General features: G+C 73.8%; 15 protein-coding genes. 11 read left to right on the forward strand and 4 right to left on the reverse strand.

Going from position 1 to position 17,258, the window contains the following annotated elements; all coding sequences use genetic code 11:
• Positions 1-222 precede the first annotated feature (222 nt).
• The 4 genes from ACFV9Q_RS24495 (at position 223) to ACFV9Q_RS24510 (ending at position 6,914) form a co-directional block, all read left to right on the forward strand.
• On the forward strand, positions 223-1,437 hold the full coding sequence (locus ACFV9Q_RS24495; RefSeq protein WP_377236568.1) for a hypothetical protein: 1,215 nt from the start codon (positions 223-225) through the stop codon (positions 1,435-1,437).
• Between the two features lie 108 nt (positions 1,438-1,545).
• The gene (locus ACFV9Q_RS24500; RefSeq protein WP_377236569.1) at positions 1,546-3,897 is read left to right on the forward strand and encodes a serine/threonine-protein kinase; all 2,352 of its coding nucleotides are present in this window, start codon (positions 1,546-1,548) and stop codon (positions 3,895-3,897) included.
• A gap of 480 nt (positions 3,898-4,377) precedes the next feature.
• A complete protein-coding gene (locus ACFV9Q_RS24505) occupies positions 4,378-5,358 on the forward strand; it encodes a hypothetical protein (RefSeq protein ID WP_377236570.1) in 981 nt (326 codons plus the stop codon).
• A gap of 398 nt (positions 5,359-5,756) precedes the next feature.
• Complete coding sequence (locus tag ACFV9Q_RS24510; RefSeq protein WP_377236571.1) at positions 5,757-6,914, forward strand: serine protein kinase RIO; 1,158 nt, start codon at positions 5,757-5,759, stop codon at positions 6,912-6,914.
• A gap of 13 nt (positions 6,915-6,927) precedes the next feature.
• Here ACFV9Q_RS24510 and ACFV9Q_RS24515 read toward each other — a convergent pair whose 3' ends face one another.
• Positions 6,928-7,398: an Lrp/AsnC family transcriptional regulator gene (locus tag ACFV9Q_RS24515; RefSeq protein ID WP_377236572.1), complete on the reverse strand. Its 471-nt coding sequence runs from the start codon at positions 7,396-7,398 to the stop codon at positions 6,928-6,930.
• Positions 7,399-7,457: 59 nt separating this feature from the next.
• On the opposite strand from ACFV9Q_RS24515, the gene ACFV9Q_RS24520 reads away from it, so the two are divergent.
• A complete protein-coding gene (locus ACFV9Q_RS24520; RefSeq protein WP_377236573.1) occupies positions 7,458-8,585 on the forward strand; it encodes a trans-sulfuration enzyme family protein in 1,128 nt (375 codons plus the stop codon).
• Between the two features lie 106 nt (positions 8,586-8,691).
• Positions 8,692-9,087, forward strand: a complete 396-nt coding sequence (locus ACFV9Q_RS24525) for a hypothetical protein (protein ID WP_377236574.1) — start codon at positions 8,692-8,694, stop codon at positions 9,085-9,087.
• An 81-nt stretch (positions 9,088-9,168) separates the two neighbouring features.
• Here ACFV9Q_RS24525 and ACFV9Q_RS24530 read toward each other — a convergent pair whose 3' ends face one another.
• Positions 9,169-9,804, reverse strand: a complete 636-nt coding sequence (locus ACFV9Q_RS24530; protein WP_377236575.1) for a GNAT family N-acetyltransferase — start codon at positions 9,802-9,804, stop codon at positions 9,169-9,171.
• 151 nt (positions 9,805-9,955) lie between these two features.
• Here ACFV9Q_RS24530 and ACFV9Q_RS24535 point away from each other — a divergent pair, with 151 nt between their 5' ends.
• The gene (locus ACFV9Q_RS24535; RefSeq protein WP_377236576.1) at positions 9,956-10,606 is read left to right on the forward strand and encodes an SRPBCC family protein; all 651 of its coding nucleotides are present in this window, start codon (positions 9,956-9,958) and stop codon (positions 10,604-10,606) included.
• Entirely contained in the window at positions 10,607-11,104 is a 498-nt protein-coding gene (locus tag ACFV9Q_RS24540; protein WP_377236577.1) for an ArsR/SmtB family transcription factor, read from the forward strand.
• An 87-nt stretch (positions 11,105-11,191) separates the two neighbouring features.
• Here the strand turns inward: ACFV9Q_RS24540 and ACFV9Q_RS24545 are convergent, their stop codons facing one another.
• Positions 11,192-12,298, reverse strand: coding sequence for a glycerophosphodiester phosphodiesterase family protein (locus ACFV9Q_RS24545; protein ID WP_377236578.1), 1,107 nt, complete (start codon positions 12,296-12,298; stop codon positions 11,192-11,194).
• A gap of 153 nt (positions 12,299-12,451) precedes the next feature.
• On the opposite strand from ACFV9Q_RS24545, the gene ACFV9Q_RS24550 reads away from it, so the two are divergent.
• Positions 12,452-12,916: an HtaA domain-containing protein gene (locus ACFV9Q_RS24550; RefSeq protein ID WP_377236579.1), complete on the forward strand. Its 465-nt coding sequence runs from the start codon at positions 12,452-12,454 to the stop codon at positions 12,914-12,916.
• A gap of 84 nt (positions 12,917-13,000) precedes the next feature.
• Here the strand turns inward: ACFV9Q_RS24550 and ACFV9Q_RS24555 are convergent, their stop codons facing one another.
• On the reverse strand, positions 13,001-13,999 hold the full coding sequence (locus tag ACFV9Q_RS24555) for an aldo/keto reductase (RefSeq protein ID WP_377236580.1): 999 nt from the start codon (positions 13,997-13,999) through the stop codon (positions 13,001-13,003).
• Between the two features lie 52 nt (positions 14,000-14,051).
• On the opposite strand from ACFV9Q_RS24555, the gene ACFV9Q_RS24560 reads away from it, so the two are divergent.
• Together ACFV9Q_RS24560 and ACFV9Q_RS24565 are read left to right on the forward strand one after the other, a co-directional pair.
• Complete coding sequence (locus ACFV9Q_RS24560) at positions 14,052-14,411, forward strand: MerR family transcriptional regulator (RefSeq protein WP_377236581.1); 360 nt, start codon at positions 14,052-14,054, stop codon at positions 14,409-14,411.
• 123 nt (positions 14,412-14,534) lie between these two features.
• Positions 14,535-17,252, forward strand: a complete 2,718-nt coding sequence (locus ACFV9Q_RS24565) for a protein kinase (protein WP_377236582.1) — start codon at positions 14,535-14,537, stop codon at positions 17,250-17,252.
• Positions 17,253-17,258 lie beyond the last annotated feature (6 nt).

Raw genomic sequence — 17,258 nt, forward strand, 5'->3', positions numbered from 1 at the left:
GGCCATGATCGGCCCGCTGGCCACCCCAACGGGGCATTCACCCCACCTGGTAGGTTCTCGCGCAAACAGGTGTCGAAACCGGGACCACAACCGAGGAGCCCTTGCGTGTCCGACGAGCCCACCCGCCGAATTCCTCCGGCGGCCGACCCGACGCAGATCCAGCGACCACCGGCTCGTCCGGGGCAACCCGGCGCCCCGTCATCGTATGACGCGACCCAGCGGATGAGTGCCTTCGCACCCGATGGTGGCCCCGGTCAGCGGGTCCCGGGGAACCAGGGCGGCTCCCCGGTCGACGAGTCGATGCAGCTGATGCCGCCGCCCCGCGGCGCCTCGCCCATCGACGAGTCCACCCAGCTCATGCCGCCGCCCCGTGGCGCCTCGCCCATCGACGAGTCGACCCAGGTGATGCCGCCGCCGCGCGGCGCCTCCGCCGTCGACGAGTCCACGCAGCTCCTGCCCCCGGCGGGCGCGCAGCGCGACTACCGGTCGGCGACGCCGCCGCCCGCGCGGCCGTATCGGCCCTACGAGACCGAGCAGCCCACGCAGGTCCAGACCCCCGGCGCCTTTCCCGGCGAGCCCGGCTACGGGCAGGGCCAGCAGGGATACGGCCAGCAGCCCGGCTACGGCCAGCAGCCTGGCTACGGACAGCAGGGTCAGCAGGGTTACGGCCAGACCGCGGCGTACGGCCAGCCGGGCCAGGCCGGGCAGCAGGCGTACGGCCAGCAGGGATACGGGCAGCCGGGTCAACAGGGTTACGGGCAGCAGGCCGGCTACCCCGGTCAGCAGCAGGGGCAGCAGGCAGGCCCGCCCAACCCGTTCGAGCAGGGTTTCGGCCCGCAGTCCGGCCAGTCGACGCCGCAGCGCCGCAGCCGCGAGAGCGACTCCGGCGGAGGCGGCTCGACGGCGGGCGCCGTCCTGGCGTGGATCCCGCGGATCCTGCTCGCGCTGAGCGTGTACCAGCTGATCCGGCTGATCCCCGGGTTCGACGTCATGCCCGACGTCTCGCAGTTCCCGCTGTTCCGCGGGATCGGCGACGGCGTGCTCGGCATGCTCAACCTCAACCCCGAGTGGTCGGACCAGGCCGCGAACATGACCATCCCGGTGCTCGGCATCGCGCTCGCGGGCCTGTTCAACACGATCCGGTCGCTGAACACGTCGCTGGCCATCTGGCCGTACGGGCTGGCGATCGTCGCCTGGATCGTGGTGTTCGCCGTCGGCGGCATCGTCGGCTACGCCCAGGACGCCACGGAGAACGTGAAGCAGGACGTCCAGGACACGGTGGACCAGGAGATCGAGGACGCCAAGCAGGACGCGAAGGACTCGGTGCAGCAGGAGATCGACAAGAGCGTCGAGGACGCCCAGCAGAACGCGACGGACAGCGTCGAGGAGAGCATCGGCGACCAGCTCGAGAACGCCCTGCCCGGCGGGAACGGCTGAGCGGGCCAAGTCACGGGTCGGGCACGCCGACCCCGGTGGGCGGCAGGACGCTGATAGCGTTTCTCACGTCCAACCGGTAGTTCCGGTGCGCTGCTGAGGAGTCCTTGCTTGTCCGACGAGACCACCCGCATGACGGCCGCACGCCCTGCCGGACAGCCGGTCGGGGGTGGCGACCAGACCGCCGTCGTGCCGACGCCGTCCACGCGGGCGGTACCGCCGCCGCCCGCGCCCACACGGACCGTCCCGCCGCCCACCGCGGCCACGCGGGTGGTGCTGCCGACCGGGCCGTCCGCGGGCGCGGTCGGGCACGGTGCCGGCGCCGGGTACACCGGGGCCGGGTACACCGGGGCCGGGTACACCGGGGCCGGGTACACCGGTGGCGGGTACACCGGCTCCGGGGTGCCCGGGGGCGTGCCGCGCATCCCCGCGACGGGCGAGGTGCTCGGGCCGTTCCAGCTCGGCGACTCCCTCGGCCACGGCGGGTTCGCGCACGTGTACCGGGCCACCGGCCCGGGCGGCGAGGTGGCGCTCAAGGTGCTGACCAACACCGAGTCGGGCTCGCTGGACCGGTTCGTCGGCGAGGCCGCCCTGCTGGAGCGGCTCGCCGGACGCGGGTTCCCGCAGCTCGTCGCGGCCGGCCTGGACTCCCCCACGCCGTGGTTCGCGATGGAGCTCGTGCCGGGTCCCACGCTGTCCCAGCGCCTGGCCGCGGAAGGCCCCCTGCCGGTGCACGAGGTGCTGCGGGTGGCCGACGACGTGCTCGACGCCCTCGCCGTGCTCCAGGAGGAGCACTTCCTGCACCGGGACGTGAAGCCGGCCAACATCATCGCCGCGCCCGACCGGTACGTGCTCATCGACCTCGGCATCGCCAAGGGGCACGGCACCACCACGTCGACGCACGCGGCGGGCACCATCTCGTACATGGCGCCCGAGCTGTTCGTGCGCAAGCCGCACGCCCGCTCCGACGTCTACAGCCTGGGCCTCCTGCTGATCTTCCTCGCCACGGGCCAGCTCCCCAACGACCTCAACTTCGCGGGGCGCGACCTGACGGCGGCCGACGTCGGGCCCGTGGACCAGCGGCTGCTGCCCCTGATCCTGGCCATGACGCGGCACCGGCCCGAGGACCGTCCGCCGCTGCACAACCTGTCGCGCACCGTGGCCCAGCTCGCCACGGACAGTGCCCGGCTGGACCCGGCGCTGCTCGCTGCGGCGGGGGCCACCACGATCGAGCGCGGCCTGGTCACCGAGGTGCTCACGGGCAGCGCGGCGGCGGCCACCGTGGCGCCCACCAGCGTGCTCGCGAGCAACCCCGTGCAGCCGGGCGAGCCCATGACCAACCTGGTCTACGACCAGCAGCTCATGGGCCGTCTGCACCAGGTGCACGGAGACGGGTTCGACGGCGCGGCCGAGGAGGTCATCTCGACCTACCTGGCCGCCGTCGGGCCGCAGCGGGCCGGCGGACGTGCGCCCGCCGAGATCAAGGACTACCTGTGGGCCGCGATGCGGTGGGCCCCGGCGTTCACCCCCGAGGGGTACTCGGACACGTTCGACGGCTGGGCCGCCTACCGGCAGCGCCACGGCCTCCCGCTGCCCGGTACCCCCGGCGCGACCCCGCCCCGCCGGCACACCAGCAGCGGGCCGCGGGTGGCGCAGGCCCCGCAGCAGGCGACGCAGGTCGCGCCGTCGTTCCGCCCGGGATCGGCGGCGACGGCCGCCCGGACGGCGCCCGCGCCGGCGCAGCAGCCCGGGACGACCGGGACGCAGCCGGTGCAGCGGCCGACCGGGCCGGTGCAACCGCCGGTGCAGCCGCCGGTGCATCCCCGGCCGCCGGTGCAGCAGCAGCCTCCCGCACCGCAGCAGCCGACGGGGCCGGTGCAGCCGGACGCGGCGGGGCTCTCGCGGCGGGACGCCCGCGACTCCCGTGACGAGCGGGACGCGCGCGCCGACCGGAGCTCCGGCGGCGGCCTCGGCGCCGTGGCGACGATCCTCGGCTGGATCCCGCGCGTGCTGCTCCTCATCGCGCTCTACCAGCTCGTGCGGCTGATCCCGGGCTTCGACGCCATGCCCAGCGCGGCCGAGCTGCCGCTGTTCGCGGCACTCGGTGACATCACGGTGGCGACCCTGGGCCTCGACCCGGAGTGGGCGCCGCGCATGGCGGAGCTGTCGATCCCGCTGCTCGGCATCATCGCGGCCGCCCTCGTCAACCTCGTGCGCGCCGTGCGCTCGCGCCGCGGCGGCCGCACGTGGCCGTTCTGGCTGGTCGTCGTGGTGTGGGTCATCGTGATCGCGGTGCAGGGCGTCGTCGGCTACGCACAGCAGGTCACGCAGGACGCGCGCGACTCGCTGCAGGAACAGCGCGAGCAGATCCAGGACGACCTCGAACAGGGCGTCCAGGACACGACCGAGGACGTGCGCGACTCGATCTGGCAGTCCTTCGAGGACGCCCTCCCCTGGAACTAGGAGGAGGGCTGACTCCCCTGGCGTCAGGGGAAGCGCCCCTGGAGGGGCTGCGGCATCCGGGGCAGGAACTCAGAGAGTTGAGGCCCAGAGGTCTGCGGCTCAGAGAGCTGTGGGGTCGGCAGTCCCCTGATGCCGTGCCCGGAGGTCGGCAGTTTGCCGCGCAGAGTCGGCAGTCTGCATCGAGGTCGGCACAGGCCTGTGCCGACCTCGATGCAGACTGCCGACGTCGCAGGAGAGTGCCGACCTCACAGGATTGTGCTGACGTCGCACGACTGCGCTGACGTCGCGGGGCCGAGCCGACGACGGACGCCCCGACGACGCATAGACGTGCCGGCGTCAAGGAGATGTCAGCCGACGCCAGACCCTCCGCACGATGTCGCAGGCGTTCGAGCGCGACCACATGCGCTGCGACGTCGTACCTGTGCACATCTGCTGTCACCGAAGAGCACGCGCCGCCCGGGGCTGACGCAGTCTCGTCCCATGACCACTACATCGCCCGTCCCCGTCGTCGAGATCCCCTCGGTCCTGCTCGCGAGCGAGCGTGACCGGAACAAGCTGGCGCATGCGCAGCGCCGGGGCACGCTCGTCAAGGTGCGGCGCGGCGCCTATTGCGAGGCGGACGCCGTCCTCGTCGGCGGCCCCTCGTCGGCGCCTCGCGAGAAGCGCATGAGGGAGCTGGCCCGGGCTCGCGCCCTGCACTCCCAGCTGCGCTCGGACCATGTCTTCAGCCACACGACCGCGGCCCTGCTGCTGGGCTGCCGGGTCTGGACGGTGCCCGACACGACGCACGTCTACCAGCGCTCCCGGGCCTCGGGCCGATCCGCGAGAGACGTCATACGTCACCGAGGAAGGGTGCCGCCCACGGACGTCACGGCGGTCGACGATCTTCCGGTCACCTCGCTCGACCGCACCGTCATCGACTGCGCCCTGGCGCTGCACCCGCTGGAGGCGCTCGTGATCGCCGACTCCGCCCTGGCCCTCGGCGCCGACCGCCAGGTCCTCCTGTCGATGATCGACGCCCGGGTCGGCCGGCGCGGGATCCAGCAGGCCCGGCTGGTCGTCGAGCTCGCGGACGGCGGCTCGGGATCCGCCTGGGAGACCTGGGTGCGCTACGAGATCCTGCGCGCAGGCCTCCCCCGGCCCAGCACACAGATGCCGGTCCGGACCGACCGCGGGTTGTTCCACACCGACCTCGGATACGAGCAGTGGGCCCTGGGGATCGAGTTCGACGGGCTGGTCAAGTACCGGCCCGACGGCGTCCGCCCTGGTCACGACCCGGCCGCCGAGTACATGAGCGAGAAGAACCGGGCCGAGGCCATCCGCCGGGCCGGCATCACCCTGGAGCGGACGAGTGCGGCCGACCGCGCCGACACCCGCACGATGCTCGCCAGGATCACGGCGCACCTGCCGCCCGACGTCGTCAGACGGTCCCGGATCAACGCACACCTGCCACCTGCCTGAGGTCCGTCGGCCGGCCAGCCAGCCAGCCGCCGTGGTCGGCAGTTTGCCGCGCAGAGTCGGCAGTCTGCATCGAGGTCGGCACAGGCCTGTGCCGACCTCGATGCAAGATGCCGACGTCACAGGAACCTGCCGACCTCGCAAATAATCAGGTGCGCCCCGTCCGGCGGGCGTGACATGCTCCTCGCACGGTCATCGGGTCAACCCCTGAGGCGCTCGCTGACCGGCCAGCTCATCCAGCAGGAAACGGCTCCGGCACGTGCGTTCGAGCACGGTGCGGACAGGAAGGAGGCAGTGATGGACGACGTCGTTCGCGCGGCTGCCTTCGCGGCAGCAGACGCCACTGTCACCAGGAGCACCCGGGACTGACCCGCGATGCTCCAGCATCAAGGAGCACCGACTTGCCCCGTTTTCCCGAAGCACCGAAGTCCGTCCTCATCCAGGCAGCAGCCGGTAAGGGCGGCAAGAAGTACACCAACCGGTCGGCCGACGAACGCCAGCCCGCCCGCGGCGTGCGAATCGGCCGCGAGGACCTGGAAGGCCCCTACCCGGGCGCGTTCGACGCCGACGAGTACGGCTCCGACGAGCTCGGTTCCGATCCGTTCGAGCACGACGCGTTCGAGCACGACGGCGCGGTTCAGGACGGCACCGACCGGCACCCGTCCGGCGTCGTCCCGCACGACCACGACCACGACCAGACCGATCCCACCCAACCCGGCCCCGGGCAGCGCTGGTCCACCTGGCGTTCGGTCGCCAAGGGGGCGCGCGGGCCCGAACCGCTGCCGGAGTGGGTCGTGACCCGCGACGCCGCGCTCGACACCGAGCTCGGCATCCTCAAGACCGGGAAGGAGGCCGACGCGTTCCTCGTGGAGCGCGCGGTCCCGGAGGGCGCGGAGCCGGCCGACGCCCCGGACCTGGCGCTCGACCAGGCGGCCACGCGCTGCCTGCTGGTCGCCAAGCGGTACCGCAGCCTGGAGCACGGGCAGTTCCACCGCGGGTCCGAGTACACCGAGGGCCGCACCGTGCGGCGCACGCGCGACCAGCGCGCCATGGAGGACCGCAAGTCCGCGTGGGGCCGCGCGGTGTCCGCCACCCAGTGGGCCGACGCCGAGTTCGTCGCCCTGCGGGACGCCTGGTCGGCGGGCGCACCCGTGCCCTACCCCGTGCAGATCGACGGGACCGAGGTACTGATGGAGTTCATCGGCACCGAGGAGACGGACGACCTGGGCCGCACCCAGGCCGTCGCCGCACCACGCCTGACCCGGGTGCGCCCGTCGGACGACCTGCTCGAGTCGTACTGGGACCAGCTCACGCACGGCATGTCCGTGCTGGCCCGGCTCGGGTTCGCGCACGGCGACCTGTCGCCGTACAACATCCTGGCCCACGGCGAGCGGCTGGTCATCATCGACCTGCCGCAGGTCGTGGACCTGGCGGCCAACCCGTTCTCGAGCGACGTGCTGCTGCGCGACTGCCGCACCGTGTCCGACTGGTTCATCGCCCGCGGGCTCGACGTCGACCCGGACGCCCTGTTCGCCGACCTCCTGGCGCAAGCCTTCTGACCGGCCCGCCCGGTCACTCCGCCGGGGTGACCGGGCCGCAGGTCCAGGAGGAGAACACCAGGTCGGTCTGCACCCGGCCCACCTCGCCGCGGGCCGTGAAGTCCAGCACCAGGCGCTGCAGCTCGTCGGTGTCGGCGCAGGCCACGTTGATCAGGAAGTCGTCGGGCCCCGACACGTGGTGCACGGCCCGGGTCTGCGGCAGCCGCCGCACCCACTCCACGAACGGCCCCAGCAGGGGCCGCGAGTGCGTGGTCAGCCGCACCATCAGCATGGCCTGCAGCCCGCGTCCGACGGCGGCCGGGTCGATCGCGGCGTGGTACCCGCGGATAACTCCCGCGTTCTGCAGCCGCTGGATGCGCGCCAGACAGGTCGACGGCGCGACGCCGACCCGCTGCGCGAGCGTCTTGTTGGAGAGACGCCCGTCGTTCTGCAGCTCGATCAGCAGCGCCCGGTCCACCGAATCCAGGAGCACGTTCTGGGTCATGGGCCGAATATCTAGCACGCCGCGGCGCCGTCGGACAGCCCGAATGCCGATAGTCACCCATGAGCATGCATTCCTGGACCACGCGCGCCGTCCACGCCGGCAAGGACGACCTCGCCGCGCTCGGGCTCCATGCCCCGCCGATCGACCTGTCCACCACCTACCCGTCGTACGACGTCGTCGGCGAGGCCGCGCGCCTGGACGAGTTCGCCGAGGGGCACGACGACGGCGGCCCGCCCGTCTACGGTCGCGTCGCCAACCCGACGGTGCGCCGCTTCGAGAACGCCCTGGCCGAGCTCGAGGGGGCGGAGGCCGCCGTCGCGTTCGCAAGCGGCATGGCCGCGCTGTCGGCGTGCCTGCTGACCCAGGTCGCGGCGGGGCGGCCGCACGTCGTCGGCGTCCGGCCGCTGTACGGAACCACCGACCACCTGCTCGACTCCGGGCTGCTCGGCACCTCGGTGACGTGGGCGACGCCCGAGGACGCGGCGTCGGCCATCACGGCCCGGACCGGGCTTGTCGTCGTGGAGAGCCCGGCCAACCCCACGCTCGACGAGGTGGACCTGCGTGCCCTGACCGACGCGTGCGCGCCGGTGCCCGTGCTCGTGGACAGCACGTTCGCGACGCCGGTGCTCCAGCGGCCGCTGGAGCAGGGCGCCACGATGGTGCTGCACAGCGCCACGAAGTACCTGGGCGGGCACGGCGACGTCATGGGCGGTGTGGTGGCCTGCGGCGAGGACATGGCCCGGTCGCTGCGCCAGGTCCGGTTCGTCACCGGGGCCATGCTGCACCCCATGGCGGGGTACGAGCTGCTCCGCGGCCTGGCGACGCTGCCGGTGCGCGTGCGCGGGGCCTCGGCCACGGCCGCCGAGCTGGCCAGCCGGCTCGGGGAGCACCCGCGGGTGACCCGGGTGCACTACCCGAGCATCGGCGGGGCGATGGTGTCGTTCGAGACCTCCGCCGACCCGGTGGCGTTGGTCTCCGCCGTGCGGCTGATCACCCCGGCCGTGAGCCTCGGCAGCGTGGACAGCCTGATCCAGCACCCGGCGTCACTGACCCACCGGATCATGGACGAGGTGTCCCGCAAGGAGGCGGGCATCTCGCCGGACCTGGTCCGCCTGTCGGTGGGCCTGGAGGACGTCGAGGACCTCTGGGCGGACCTGTCCCAGGCCCTGTCCCACGCCACCCGCTAACCCCTCGTTGAGTGCTGGCTATTTGTTGCCCCAACCGGTTCGGAGCAACAAATAGCCCGCACTCAACGAGGTGGTGGGGCGGGCGGCGTCCGTCTAGCGTGTGGGCATGACCAGCACCCCGTACGACCGCGACGACCTGCTCGCGTTCCTCGTCGGTTACGGCGTCGCGCTCGGGGCGGGCGACCTGGACACCCTGGCCGACAGCCTCGCCTACCCGTCGGTGATCGTCGAGGCGGACCGGTCCGTCGTGGTGCCCGACGCCGAGGGGGCGCGCACCAGCCTCGGCGGCATGCTCGCCTCGCGCCGGGAACAGGGGCTCGTCGCCGCTGTGCCGGAGATCAAGGCGGTCGAGCAGGTGGGCGACGCGCTGCTGTGGGTCGACGTGCGCTGGAGCTTCAAGGACGAGAACGCCTCGGAGGCCGCGTCGGACCGGGCGCGCTACCTCGTGCGGCGGGGCCGGGACACGTTCGAGCTGTGCGTGGTCGTGCCGGTCGAGGAGTAGGTCCCGCGGCGGCAGGGTGCGGCACGGCGCGGTGCAGGACGGCGCGGTGCAGGACGGCGGGGTGCCGGACGGCGCGCGGCCTCAGGCCGCGATCTCCCGCCGCATGTGCCAGCGCGTCAGCCGCCCGCTCGTGGCGGCCGTCGGCCCCAGCCGGTCGAAACCCGCTCGCTCGAACATCGCGACGGTGCCGACGAACGCCGCACTCACCGGGACCCGCCGCCCGTCCTCGGGCTCCACGGGGAAGGCGTCCAGCGCCGTCGCGCCGTGCGCCGCGGCGTAGTCGACACCGGCGTCGAGCAGCGCCTGCGCGACCCCCTGCCGGCGAAAGGCCGCGCGCACCGTCACGCACATGAACACCCAGGTGGTGGCCCAGGTCCCCGGCTCCCCCACCGGCAGCACGCGCGACCGCTGCAGCGACCGGGCCGCCGACCGCACCGAGAAGCCGAGCCAGCCGGCGACCTCGCCGTCACCTTCACCCACGCCGGCGCCTTCACCCACGCCCGCGAGGTAGGCGAGCATCCCCGGCGCGGGCTCCTCCTCGGTCAGGGCGCGCAGCCGGGCGCCGCGCGTGGTGACGTCCTCCTTGGCCGGCGCGCGCCAGTGCATGCACCAGCACGCCTGCTCGCGCCCACTCGGGTTGAGGACGCGTGCGACGTCGTCGAACCGGTCGGCCGTGGCGGGCACCACCACGATGCGGACCGTCGGGCTCTGGGCCATGTTCGGAACCTACCCCGCCTCACCGACACCCGCGGCGCCACGCGCTTGGCACACTTTTTCTGCGGGTTCCGACCACCGCGCGCAACCGGCCACCTTGCGCACCTGTCCCGCGTATGGGATAAATAAGTGACCGCTTATACAAGGAGAGATCATGACCAGCACCAGCACCATCGACCCGGTCGCCACTGCCGGGCTCATGACACGCGAGGTCCGCGACGGCAGCCGGGACGGCACCCCGACCAAGATCGCGGTCGCCCGCCGCACCTACGACGCCGACCGCGACGACCTCTGGAACGCCCTCACGTCCGCCGAGCGCCTCCCCCGCTGGTTCCTGCCGGTCAGCGGCGAGCTCTCGGTGGGCGGCCGCTATCAGTTCGAGGGCCAGGCGGGCGGGCAGGTCGAGCGCTGCGACGCCCCCGAGAGCTTCGACATCACCTGGGAGTTCGGCGGCCAGGTCTCGTGGGTCACCGTCTCGCTGCGCCCCGCCGACGGCGGCACCACGCTCGAGCTGGTGCACGAGGCCGTGGTCGACCCCGACTTCTGGAAGCGGTACGGCCCCGGCGCCGTCGGCGTCGGCTGGGACCTCGCCCTCCTGGGGCTCGGCCTGCACCTGGCCACGGGCTCCACCAACGACGCCAGCGAGTTCGAGGCATGGACCCTCTCCCCCGTGGGTGTCGAGTTCGTGCGGCTGGCGAGCACGGGCTGGGCCGACGCCGCGATCGCGGGCGGGGACGACACCGACTCCGCGCGGGCCGCCGGCGCGCGCACCATCGCCTTCTACACCACGCAGCCGGAGGCCTGAGTGCCCGCCGCCGCCCGGCTCCCCGGCGGCGAGGCGGAGGACGGCGCCGCAGGCGGGCGCGAACCGCACGAGGACGACGCCGCGGGCGGGCGCGGGCAGGACGGCGGGCTCGACGCGGCCCGGGCCGGGGTGTTCGAGGCGCTCGGCGACCCCGTCCGACGTCGGCTGCTGGAGCTGCTCGTCGCGGGCGAGCAGCCCGCGGGCGCCCTGGTCAGCGCGCTCCAGGTGCGGGTGCGCATCACGCAGCCGGCGGTCTCGCAGCACCTGAAGGTGCTCCGCGAGGCCGGCCTCGTGCGGGTGCGCGCCGAGGGCACGCGCCGCCTCTACTCCGTGGACGACGCCGGGACCGCCGCCGCCCGGGCCTGGCTCGCCCGCTTCGAGGACACGTTCGCCCAGCCGCTCGACGCCCTGGCGACGGAGCTGGCCCGCGGACGCCGCGAACGCCGTCGGGCCGCGCCTCGCGCCGGAACCGGCGAGGCCGACACAGCCGCGGGCTGACCCGGCCTCACCCGTTGGTGTTGGTCCACCCAGTGATCGGGCCCAGAACTCACCAGAGTTCTGGGCCCGATCACTGGGTTGCGCCGGTCAGTAGCGCTTCGGGAGCTTGAGGTGGCGCTCCGCCATGATCGTGCGCAGCAGGTCCGGCCGGTCGGTGATGAGGCCGTCGACGCCGATGTCCATCAGGGACTCGATCGTGGCGCGGTCGTCGACGGTCCACGGGATCACGTCCATGCCGGCGCGGTGCGCGGCGCGGACGAGCTCGGGCGTGGTGAACGCGACGTACCCCGGGTCGGACACGCTGCCGCCCTGCGGGTCGCCGTGCACGGGCGAGACGGCGTCGGCGCCGAAGGAGGCGGCGGCCGCGACGAACTTCTGCTGGATCGAGCCCGGGAAGTCGTCGATGTCCAGGCCGCCGAGCCACGGCGACGCGCCCTCGACGCCGACCTGGAGGAACTGCTGGCCGTTGGTCAGCGCCACGAGGCCGAAGCGCGGCTCGACCTGGCTCATCCGCATGAGCGAACCCCAGTCGAAGCTCTGGATCGTCACCTGGTCGACGAGCCGCGCCTTGCGCACCTCGCGGGCGACGACCTGCACGAACTGCTCGCGCGGCGCCGTCTGCTCGGGGGCGCCCGCCTCGACCTTGGTCTCGATGTTGAGCTTGACCTGGTGCGCCCGGTGCCGGTTGACCAGCGCCAGGACCTCCGACAGCAGCGGCATCCGCTCGCCCGGGTGCAGCTCCTGACCGGGGAACTGCGGCTGGCGCAGGGACCCGCAGTCCAGGGTGCGGACCTGCGCGAGCGTGAGGTCCTTGATGTACGTCTTGTTCGGCACGTAGGGGAACTCGGGGTCGCCCGGGAACGCCGGCTCGGTGTCGACGCACTTGGCCGGGCTGGGGTCGCGGTCGTGGGTCACGACGGCGTACCCGTCCTGCGTGATCTGCACGTCCAGCTCGAGCGTGCTCACGCCGAGCGCGAGGGCGTTGTCGAACGCCGGGAGCGTGTTCTCGACGGTCAGCGCGATGCCGCCGCGGTGGGCCTGCAGGTCGAAGGTGCGGTCGTGGTGCGCGGCCGCGCGTGCGGCGGCGTCGTCCGCGTCGGCGGACAGGGCCGACGCCGGTGCGGCGCCCAGGGCCAGCACGCCCACGAGGGTCACGGCGAGAGCCGCGGTGCTGCGGCGCAGGAGGGTCTTCATGTGCCCGAGCCTGGACGGGTCCGGTTGCCGGGGCAAGGCCCGCCGTCGTCGGCCGGGCGACGCTCCCGTGAACGCACGGCGACCCGGAGACCGGACCTGCGCGACGCGCCGAACGAAGCACGGCGAATCCCCAGGTGGGAGTACCGTTCTCGGGTGGCTCATCTGGACTGGGAGATCAAGGCAAGCCTGCTGATGTACGTGATGGGGGCGCCTGGCGGCCGCATCGTGCAGGACGACGCCGTGGGCGGCAGCGGCGCCTCGTTCCACTTTCCGCTCGACCCGGGACGCACGCCCGACCCGTCCGCCGAGGGCACGTCGTTCGGATTCACGGGTTCCGTGGTGTTCATCGGGCACTTCGGCTCGTTCGTCGGCGAGGTCGCGGACATCGAGGTCGTCGCCCCGGGCGACGGCGGTCCCGACTGGACCATGTCCATCCGGGACCGCGACGCGGACGTGCGCACGGTCGCGTTCCGCCTGGCGGGCGCCCCCGAGCGGTCGGACGACGGCGCGCGCCTCACCTGGCAGCAGGTCGAGCTCACGGAGGACGGCGCGAAGCTCTGGGGCGGCAGCTACCCGCCGGCGACCAAGTTCGAGCCACTCACGATCGACCTGACCTGACCCCTTTCGTTGAGTGCTGGCCATTTGCGCTCTCGGAACGTTCCGAGAGCGCAGATAGCCAGCACTCAGCGGTGCGGTGCAGGGTCAGGAGGTGGGCGGGGTGACGTCCACCTCGCTCAGGCGGGTCACCTGGGTCTCGGTGAGCGGCAGCGTGAGGGCCGCTACCGCCGTGGTCAGCTGGGTGGGCTTGCTGCCGCCCAGCATCGGGTGGATGCCGCGGGCCGCCAGCCAGGCGAGCACCACCTGGCCGCGGGACGCGTCGAGCTCGGCCGCGACCTCGTCGAGCACGGCGAGGCGCCGCGTGGTGCCCGGGTGGTCGAAGACCTCCGGGATCGGCTTGGCCGGGTTGTCGTACGCGCCCGACAGCAACGGCGTGTAGGCCCAGACGTCCAGGTGCTCGACGGCGGCCAGGTCGACCAGCTCGTCGTCGAGCCAGCCGAACCGGTGGTTCCCGGTGAGCGTGCCCGGGCGCGGCTGGAGGTAGCTGTAGGCGTGCTGCACCAGGCTGAACGGTTCCTCGCCCCGCCCGACGGCGTGGCGCCGGGCCCGCTCGATCCGCCACGCGGGGTGGTTCGAGGTGCCGATCCGCGCCACGACGCCGTCGGACACGAGGGCCGCGCAGGCCTCGGCCGTCTCCTCGACCGGGACGGAACGGTCCTCCATGTGGGCCCAGGCCAGGTCGACGTGGTCGGTGCCGAGCCGGCGCAGGCTGCGGGTGAGCTGCTCGCGGACCGCGGCGGCGGAGAGGCCGGTGCGGGAGGCGGGCCAGTCGGCGGCGTCGCGCGGCTCGGCCCCGAACTTGGTGGAGAGCAGCACGCGGTCGCGCACGCCGGGGCGCGCGGCGAGCCAGCGGCCGAGCACCTCCTCGCTCTGCCCGCCGTAGCCGGACTCGCTCGCCCAGAAGGCGTAGCAGTCGGCGGTGTCGATCCAGCGGCCGCCGGCGTCGACGAACTGGTCGAGCAGGGCGAACGACGTGGCCTCGTCGACGGCGGTGCCGAACATCATCGCGCCGAGCACCAGACGTGCGGCGGGCGGGGTGTCGTGGATGGTGGCGTGCTGGGTGGTGCTCCGGGTCGTGGTCATGAGAGCAGCGAAAACCCTGGAGCGCACTCCAGGTCAAGGGCAGGATGAGCACATGATCACGTATTCGCCCGCGCAGGCCGCCGAGGTCTCCGGTTTCAGCATCGACACGCTGCGCTACTACGAGCGCGAGGGCATCCTGCGGCCCATCGCGCGGACGTCGGGCGGGCACCGCACCTACACCCAGGACGACCTGGGCTGGCTCGACCTGGTGCACTGCCTCCGCGACACCGGCATGCCGATCGCCGACGTCAAGCGCTACGCCGAGCTGTCGCTCGACGAGGCGACCCTGGCCGCGCGCGTCGCGCTGCTGGAGGAGCACGACCGGCGGGTGCAGGAGTCGATCGACGCCCTGCGCACCCAGCAGGACCGCCTGCGGGAAAAGATCAGCTGGTACCGCACCCAGGGTGTCTAGGTCGAGCACAGCAGTTGCTGCCGGATCAGGCCTGCTCCGGCAGCAACTGCTGTGGTCAACGGGTTAAAGACCCGGCGTGGACTTTCCTCCGATCAGCGGGGGTCCGCTGGTAGGTTTTCCGGCATGACGTCACCAGCACCCGGCGTCGGCGAGGTCGCGCCAGCGGCCGTCGGCCCCGGTCCGGTCCCGTCAACGGAGCCCGAGCCCGCAGCAGGCCCCCCGCCGACCCCGGAGCTCGCGCCGGTCCCCGCCCCGCCGGACGAGGATCCGACCAGGGAGCTCGCGCCCGTACCCGCGCCGCCGAGCGCGGACGACGGCGCCGAGCCCGCGGACGACGGCGCGGGTGAGCCCGCGGACGACGTCGACGAGCCCGCGGACGATCCTGAGCCGACCGCGGAACCTGGGCTGTCCTCGGGACGCGACCCTGAGCCCGCGGAGCCCGGTCCGGTCCCTGAGCCGCCGCTCGCGGAGCAGCCGGCGGACGCGGAGCAGCCGGTCGCGGAGCCGACCGATGTTCCTGAGCCCGCCGAGACCAACACTGTCGCCGAGCCGGACGACGCCCCTGAGTCCGTTGAAGCCGAGGCTGAGGCAGACCCCGCCAAGGCCGGATCCGCCGCGGAGCCCGGGCCCGTCCCGGCACCGCCGACCACGGCCGACGCCGAGCCGGCGCCCCTGCCGGAACCGGAGTCCGCCGCGGCGTCCGCCCCGGACCCGGAACCCACCCCGGAGCTCCCGCCCGCCCCACCCGCGGAGGCCGTCCAACCCCCAGCACCCGCCCCCGCCCCCCGCGCCGCCGCCCTGCCCATGCGGCCGGTGCGGCGCATCCCCGCCAGCGGGGAGCGCCTGGGCCGGTTCACGCTCGCCGAGGCGCTGGGCCACGGCGGTTTCGCGCACGTGTACCAGGCGCAGGCCGACGACGGCACCGAGGTGGCCCTCAAGGTCCTGACCGGCCTGCACGACGACGCCCGCGAGCGCTTCGCGCAGGAGGCGCACCTGCTGGAACGGCTGGACGGCCGGGGCTTCCCGCGGTTCGTCGAGGCCGGACTGGACGCGACGCAGCCCTGGTTCGCGATGGAGCTCGTGCCCGGCACCACGCTGCGCGACCGGGTGCGCGAGGAGGGGCCGCTGTCCGGCCCGGAGGCGCTGCACCTGGCCCGGCAGATCGTCGACGCGCTGCGCGTGCTGCAGGAGGAGCGCTGCCTGCACCGCGACCTCAAGCCGGCGAACATCATGGTCGACGGCGACCGCGCCGTGCTCATCGACCTGGGCATCGCCAAGGTGTTCGACGCCGCGACCTCCACGCAGCCGGCCGGGACCATGGCCTACATGGCGCCCGAGCTGTTCGGACGCCGGGTGCACCCGCGGTCCGACGTGTACAGCCTCGGGCTGCTCCTCGTGTACGCGAGCACGGGCGCGCTGCCGCTGGACCTGAACTTCCTGGGCCGGGACCTGACGCCCGCCGACCTCGTGGAGGAGGAGCCGGCCGGCGTCGTGCCGGACGACGACCCCCTGCCCGAGCGCCCGGCCATCGACCGGCACCTGCAGTCCCTGGTGCTGGCCATGACGCGGTACCAGCCGAACCACCGGCCGCCGCTGGAGAACATCGCGAGCGTGGTGCGCGCCCGGATCGCGAGCGCGACGCCCGACCCGACGCTCCTGCTCACCTCGCAGCTCGTCAGCGACGGCGTGACCGCCGCCGAGGTCGCCGCGCTGCCCTCGACGGACATCCTGCCCGGCCGGGGTCACACCAAGATGTTCCAGCGTGACCTCGACCGGGCGGACGAGGTCACGCCCACCCGGGTCCCGGAGCCCTGGCACGCCCTGGTCTACGACCGGGCGCTGATGAGCGTGCTGACCGAGGTGCACGCGGACGGTTTCGACGGTGCCGCGGAGCAGGTCGTGGCCGACCACATCGCGGAGATCGGCGCGGAGGTCGCGGGCGGCCGCACCCCGGCCGAGATCAAGGACTGGATCTGGCTGGCGATGCGCTGGCGGGCCGCCACTCCCCCGGAGGGGCACGCGGACACGCTCCGCGGCTGGCGCGCGTTCCGCAGCCCCGAGCCCGCGCCGGCGAGCAAGCGGGCACCCGTCACCAGCCGGCCGCGGTCCGTGACCCCGGTCGGGTCGGCCGCGGCGGGGTCCGCCGCCACGGCGCCGCCGTCGGCCACGGCGACCCAGGTGGTGCGCAGCCAGGTTCCGCCGCCGCAGTCGTACCAGCCGCGCAAGAGCCCGGTGAAGCACCTCGGCCCCGCCCCGCGGCAGGCCGCGCCCAGCCCGTCCCTGCGCACCACCCGGCCGATGCCGGCCGTGCAGCCGGGCCGGGCGCCCGTCGCGCAGCCGACGAGGCAGCAGGGCGCGCAGCCCGTCGCCCAGCCGGCCAGGCAGCCCGTCCGCCCCGCCGCCGCACAGCGGACCGCCGTGCGCCCGCAGAGCATGCAGCCGGGCGGACAACAGGCCGTGCAACCAGGCGGACCGCAGGCCGCGCAGCCGGGCAGGCAGCAGGGTGCGCGGCCGGGCAAGCAGCCGCGCACGCCGGCGCCCGCCGCCGCCGCGCCGCGCCGGAGGCCGTGGCCGGTCCGGCTGCTCGGCGCCCTGCTGCGCTGGGTCCCGCGGCTGCTGCTGGTCAGCGCCGTGTACGTGCTGGTCACCCAGGACGCCCAGGGGGGCGACCCGTTCCTCGCCGCCCCCGCCCTCGCGGTCGCCGCGTTCGGCCTGGCCGTGCTGCTGCGCATCGCCGGGCACCGCATGAAGATCTGGTTCTACGTGATCTCCGCGGTGCTCGTCGGCGCGGGTTCGGCGGCGCTGTGGGCGACGAGCACCGGCCTGCTCTACCTGGGCTGACGCCGC

It is taken from the genome of Promicromonospora sp. NPDC059942 (genome assembly GCF_042731755.1).
Taxonomy (GTDB): Bacteria; Actinomycetota; Actinomycetes; order Actinomycetales; family Cellulomonadaceae; genus Promicromonospora.

Bases quoted from the DNA above. Each gene is read 5' to 3' on its own strand.
- ACFV9Q_RS24495 (WP_377236568.1), top strand. From the start codon at position 223: ATGAGTGCCTTCGCACCCGATGGTGGCCCCGGTCAGCGGGTCCCGGGG.
- ACFV9Q_RS24505 (WP_377236570.1), top strand. From the start codon at position 4,378: ATGACCACTACATCGCCCGTCCCCGTCGTCGAGATCCCCTCGGTCCTG.
- ACFV9Q_RS24515 (WP_377236572.1), bottom strand. From the start codon at position 7,398: ATGACCCAGAACGTGCTCCTGGATTCGGTGGACCGGGCGCTGCTGATC.
- ACFV9Q_RS24520 (WP_377236573.1), top strand. From the start codon at position 7,458: ATGAGCATGCATTCCTGGACCACGCGCGCCGTCCACGCCGGCAAGGAC.
- ACFV9Q_RS24525 (WP_377236574.1), top strand. From the start codon at position 8,692: ATGACCAGCACCCCGTACGACCGCGACGACCTGCTCGCGTTCCTCGTC.
- ACFV9Q_RS24530 (WP_377236575.1), bottom strand. From the start codon at position 9,804: ATGGCCCAGAGCCCGACGGTCCGCATCGTGGTGGTGCCCGCCACGGCC.
- ACFV9Q_RS24535 (WP_377236576.1), top strand. From the start codon at position 9,956: ATGACCAGCACCAGCACCATCGACCCGGTCGCCACTGCCGGGCTCATG.
- ACFV9Q_RS24545 (WP_377236578.1), bottom strand. From the start codon at position 12,298: ATGAAGACCCTCCTGCGCCGCAGCACCGCGGCTCTCGCCGTGACCCTC.
- ACFV9Q_RS24555 (WP_377236580.1), bottom strand. From the start codon at position 13,999: ATGACCACGACCCGGAGCACCACCCAGCACGCCACCATCCACGACACC.
- ACFV9Q_RS24560 (WP_377236581.1), top strand. From the start codon at position 14,052: ATGATCACGTATTCGCCCGCGCAGGCCGCCGAGGTCTCCGGTTTCAGC.
- ACFV9Q_RS24565 (WP_377236582.1), top strand. From the start codon at position 14,535: ATGACGTCACCAGCACCCGGCGTCGGCGAGGTCGCGCCAGCGGCCGTC.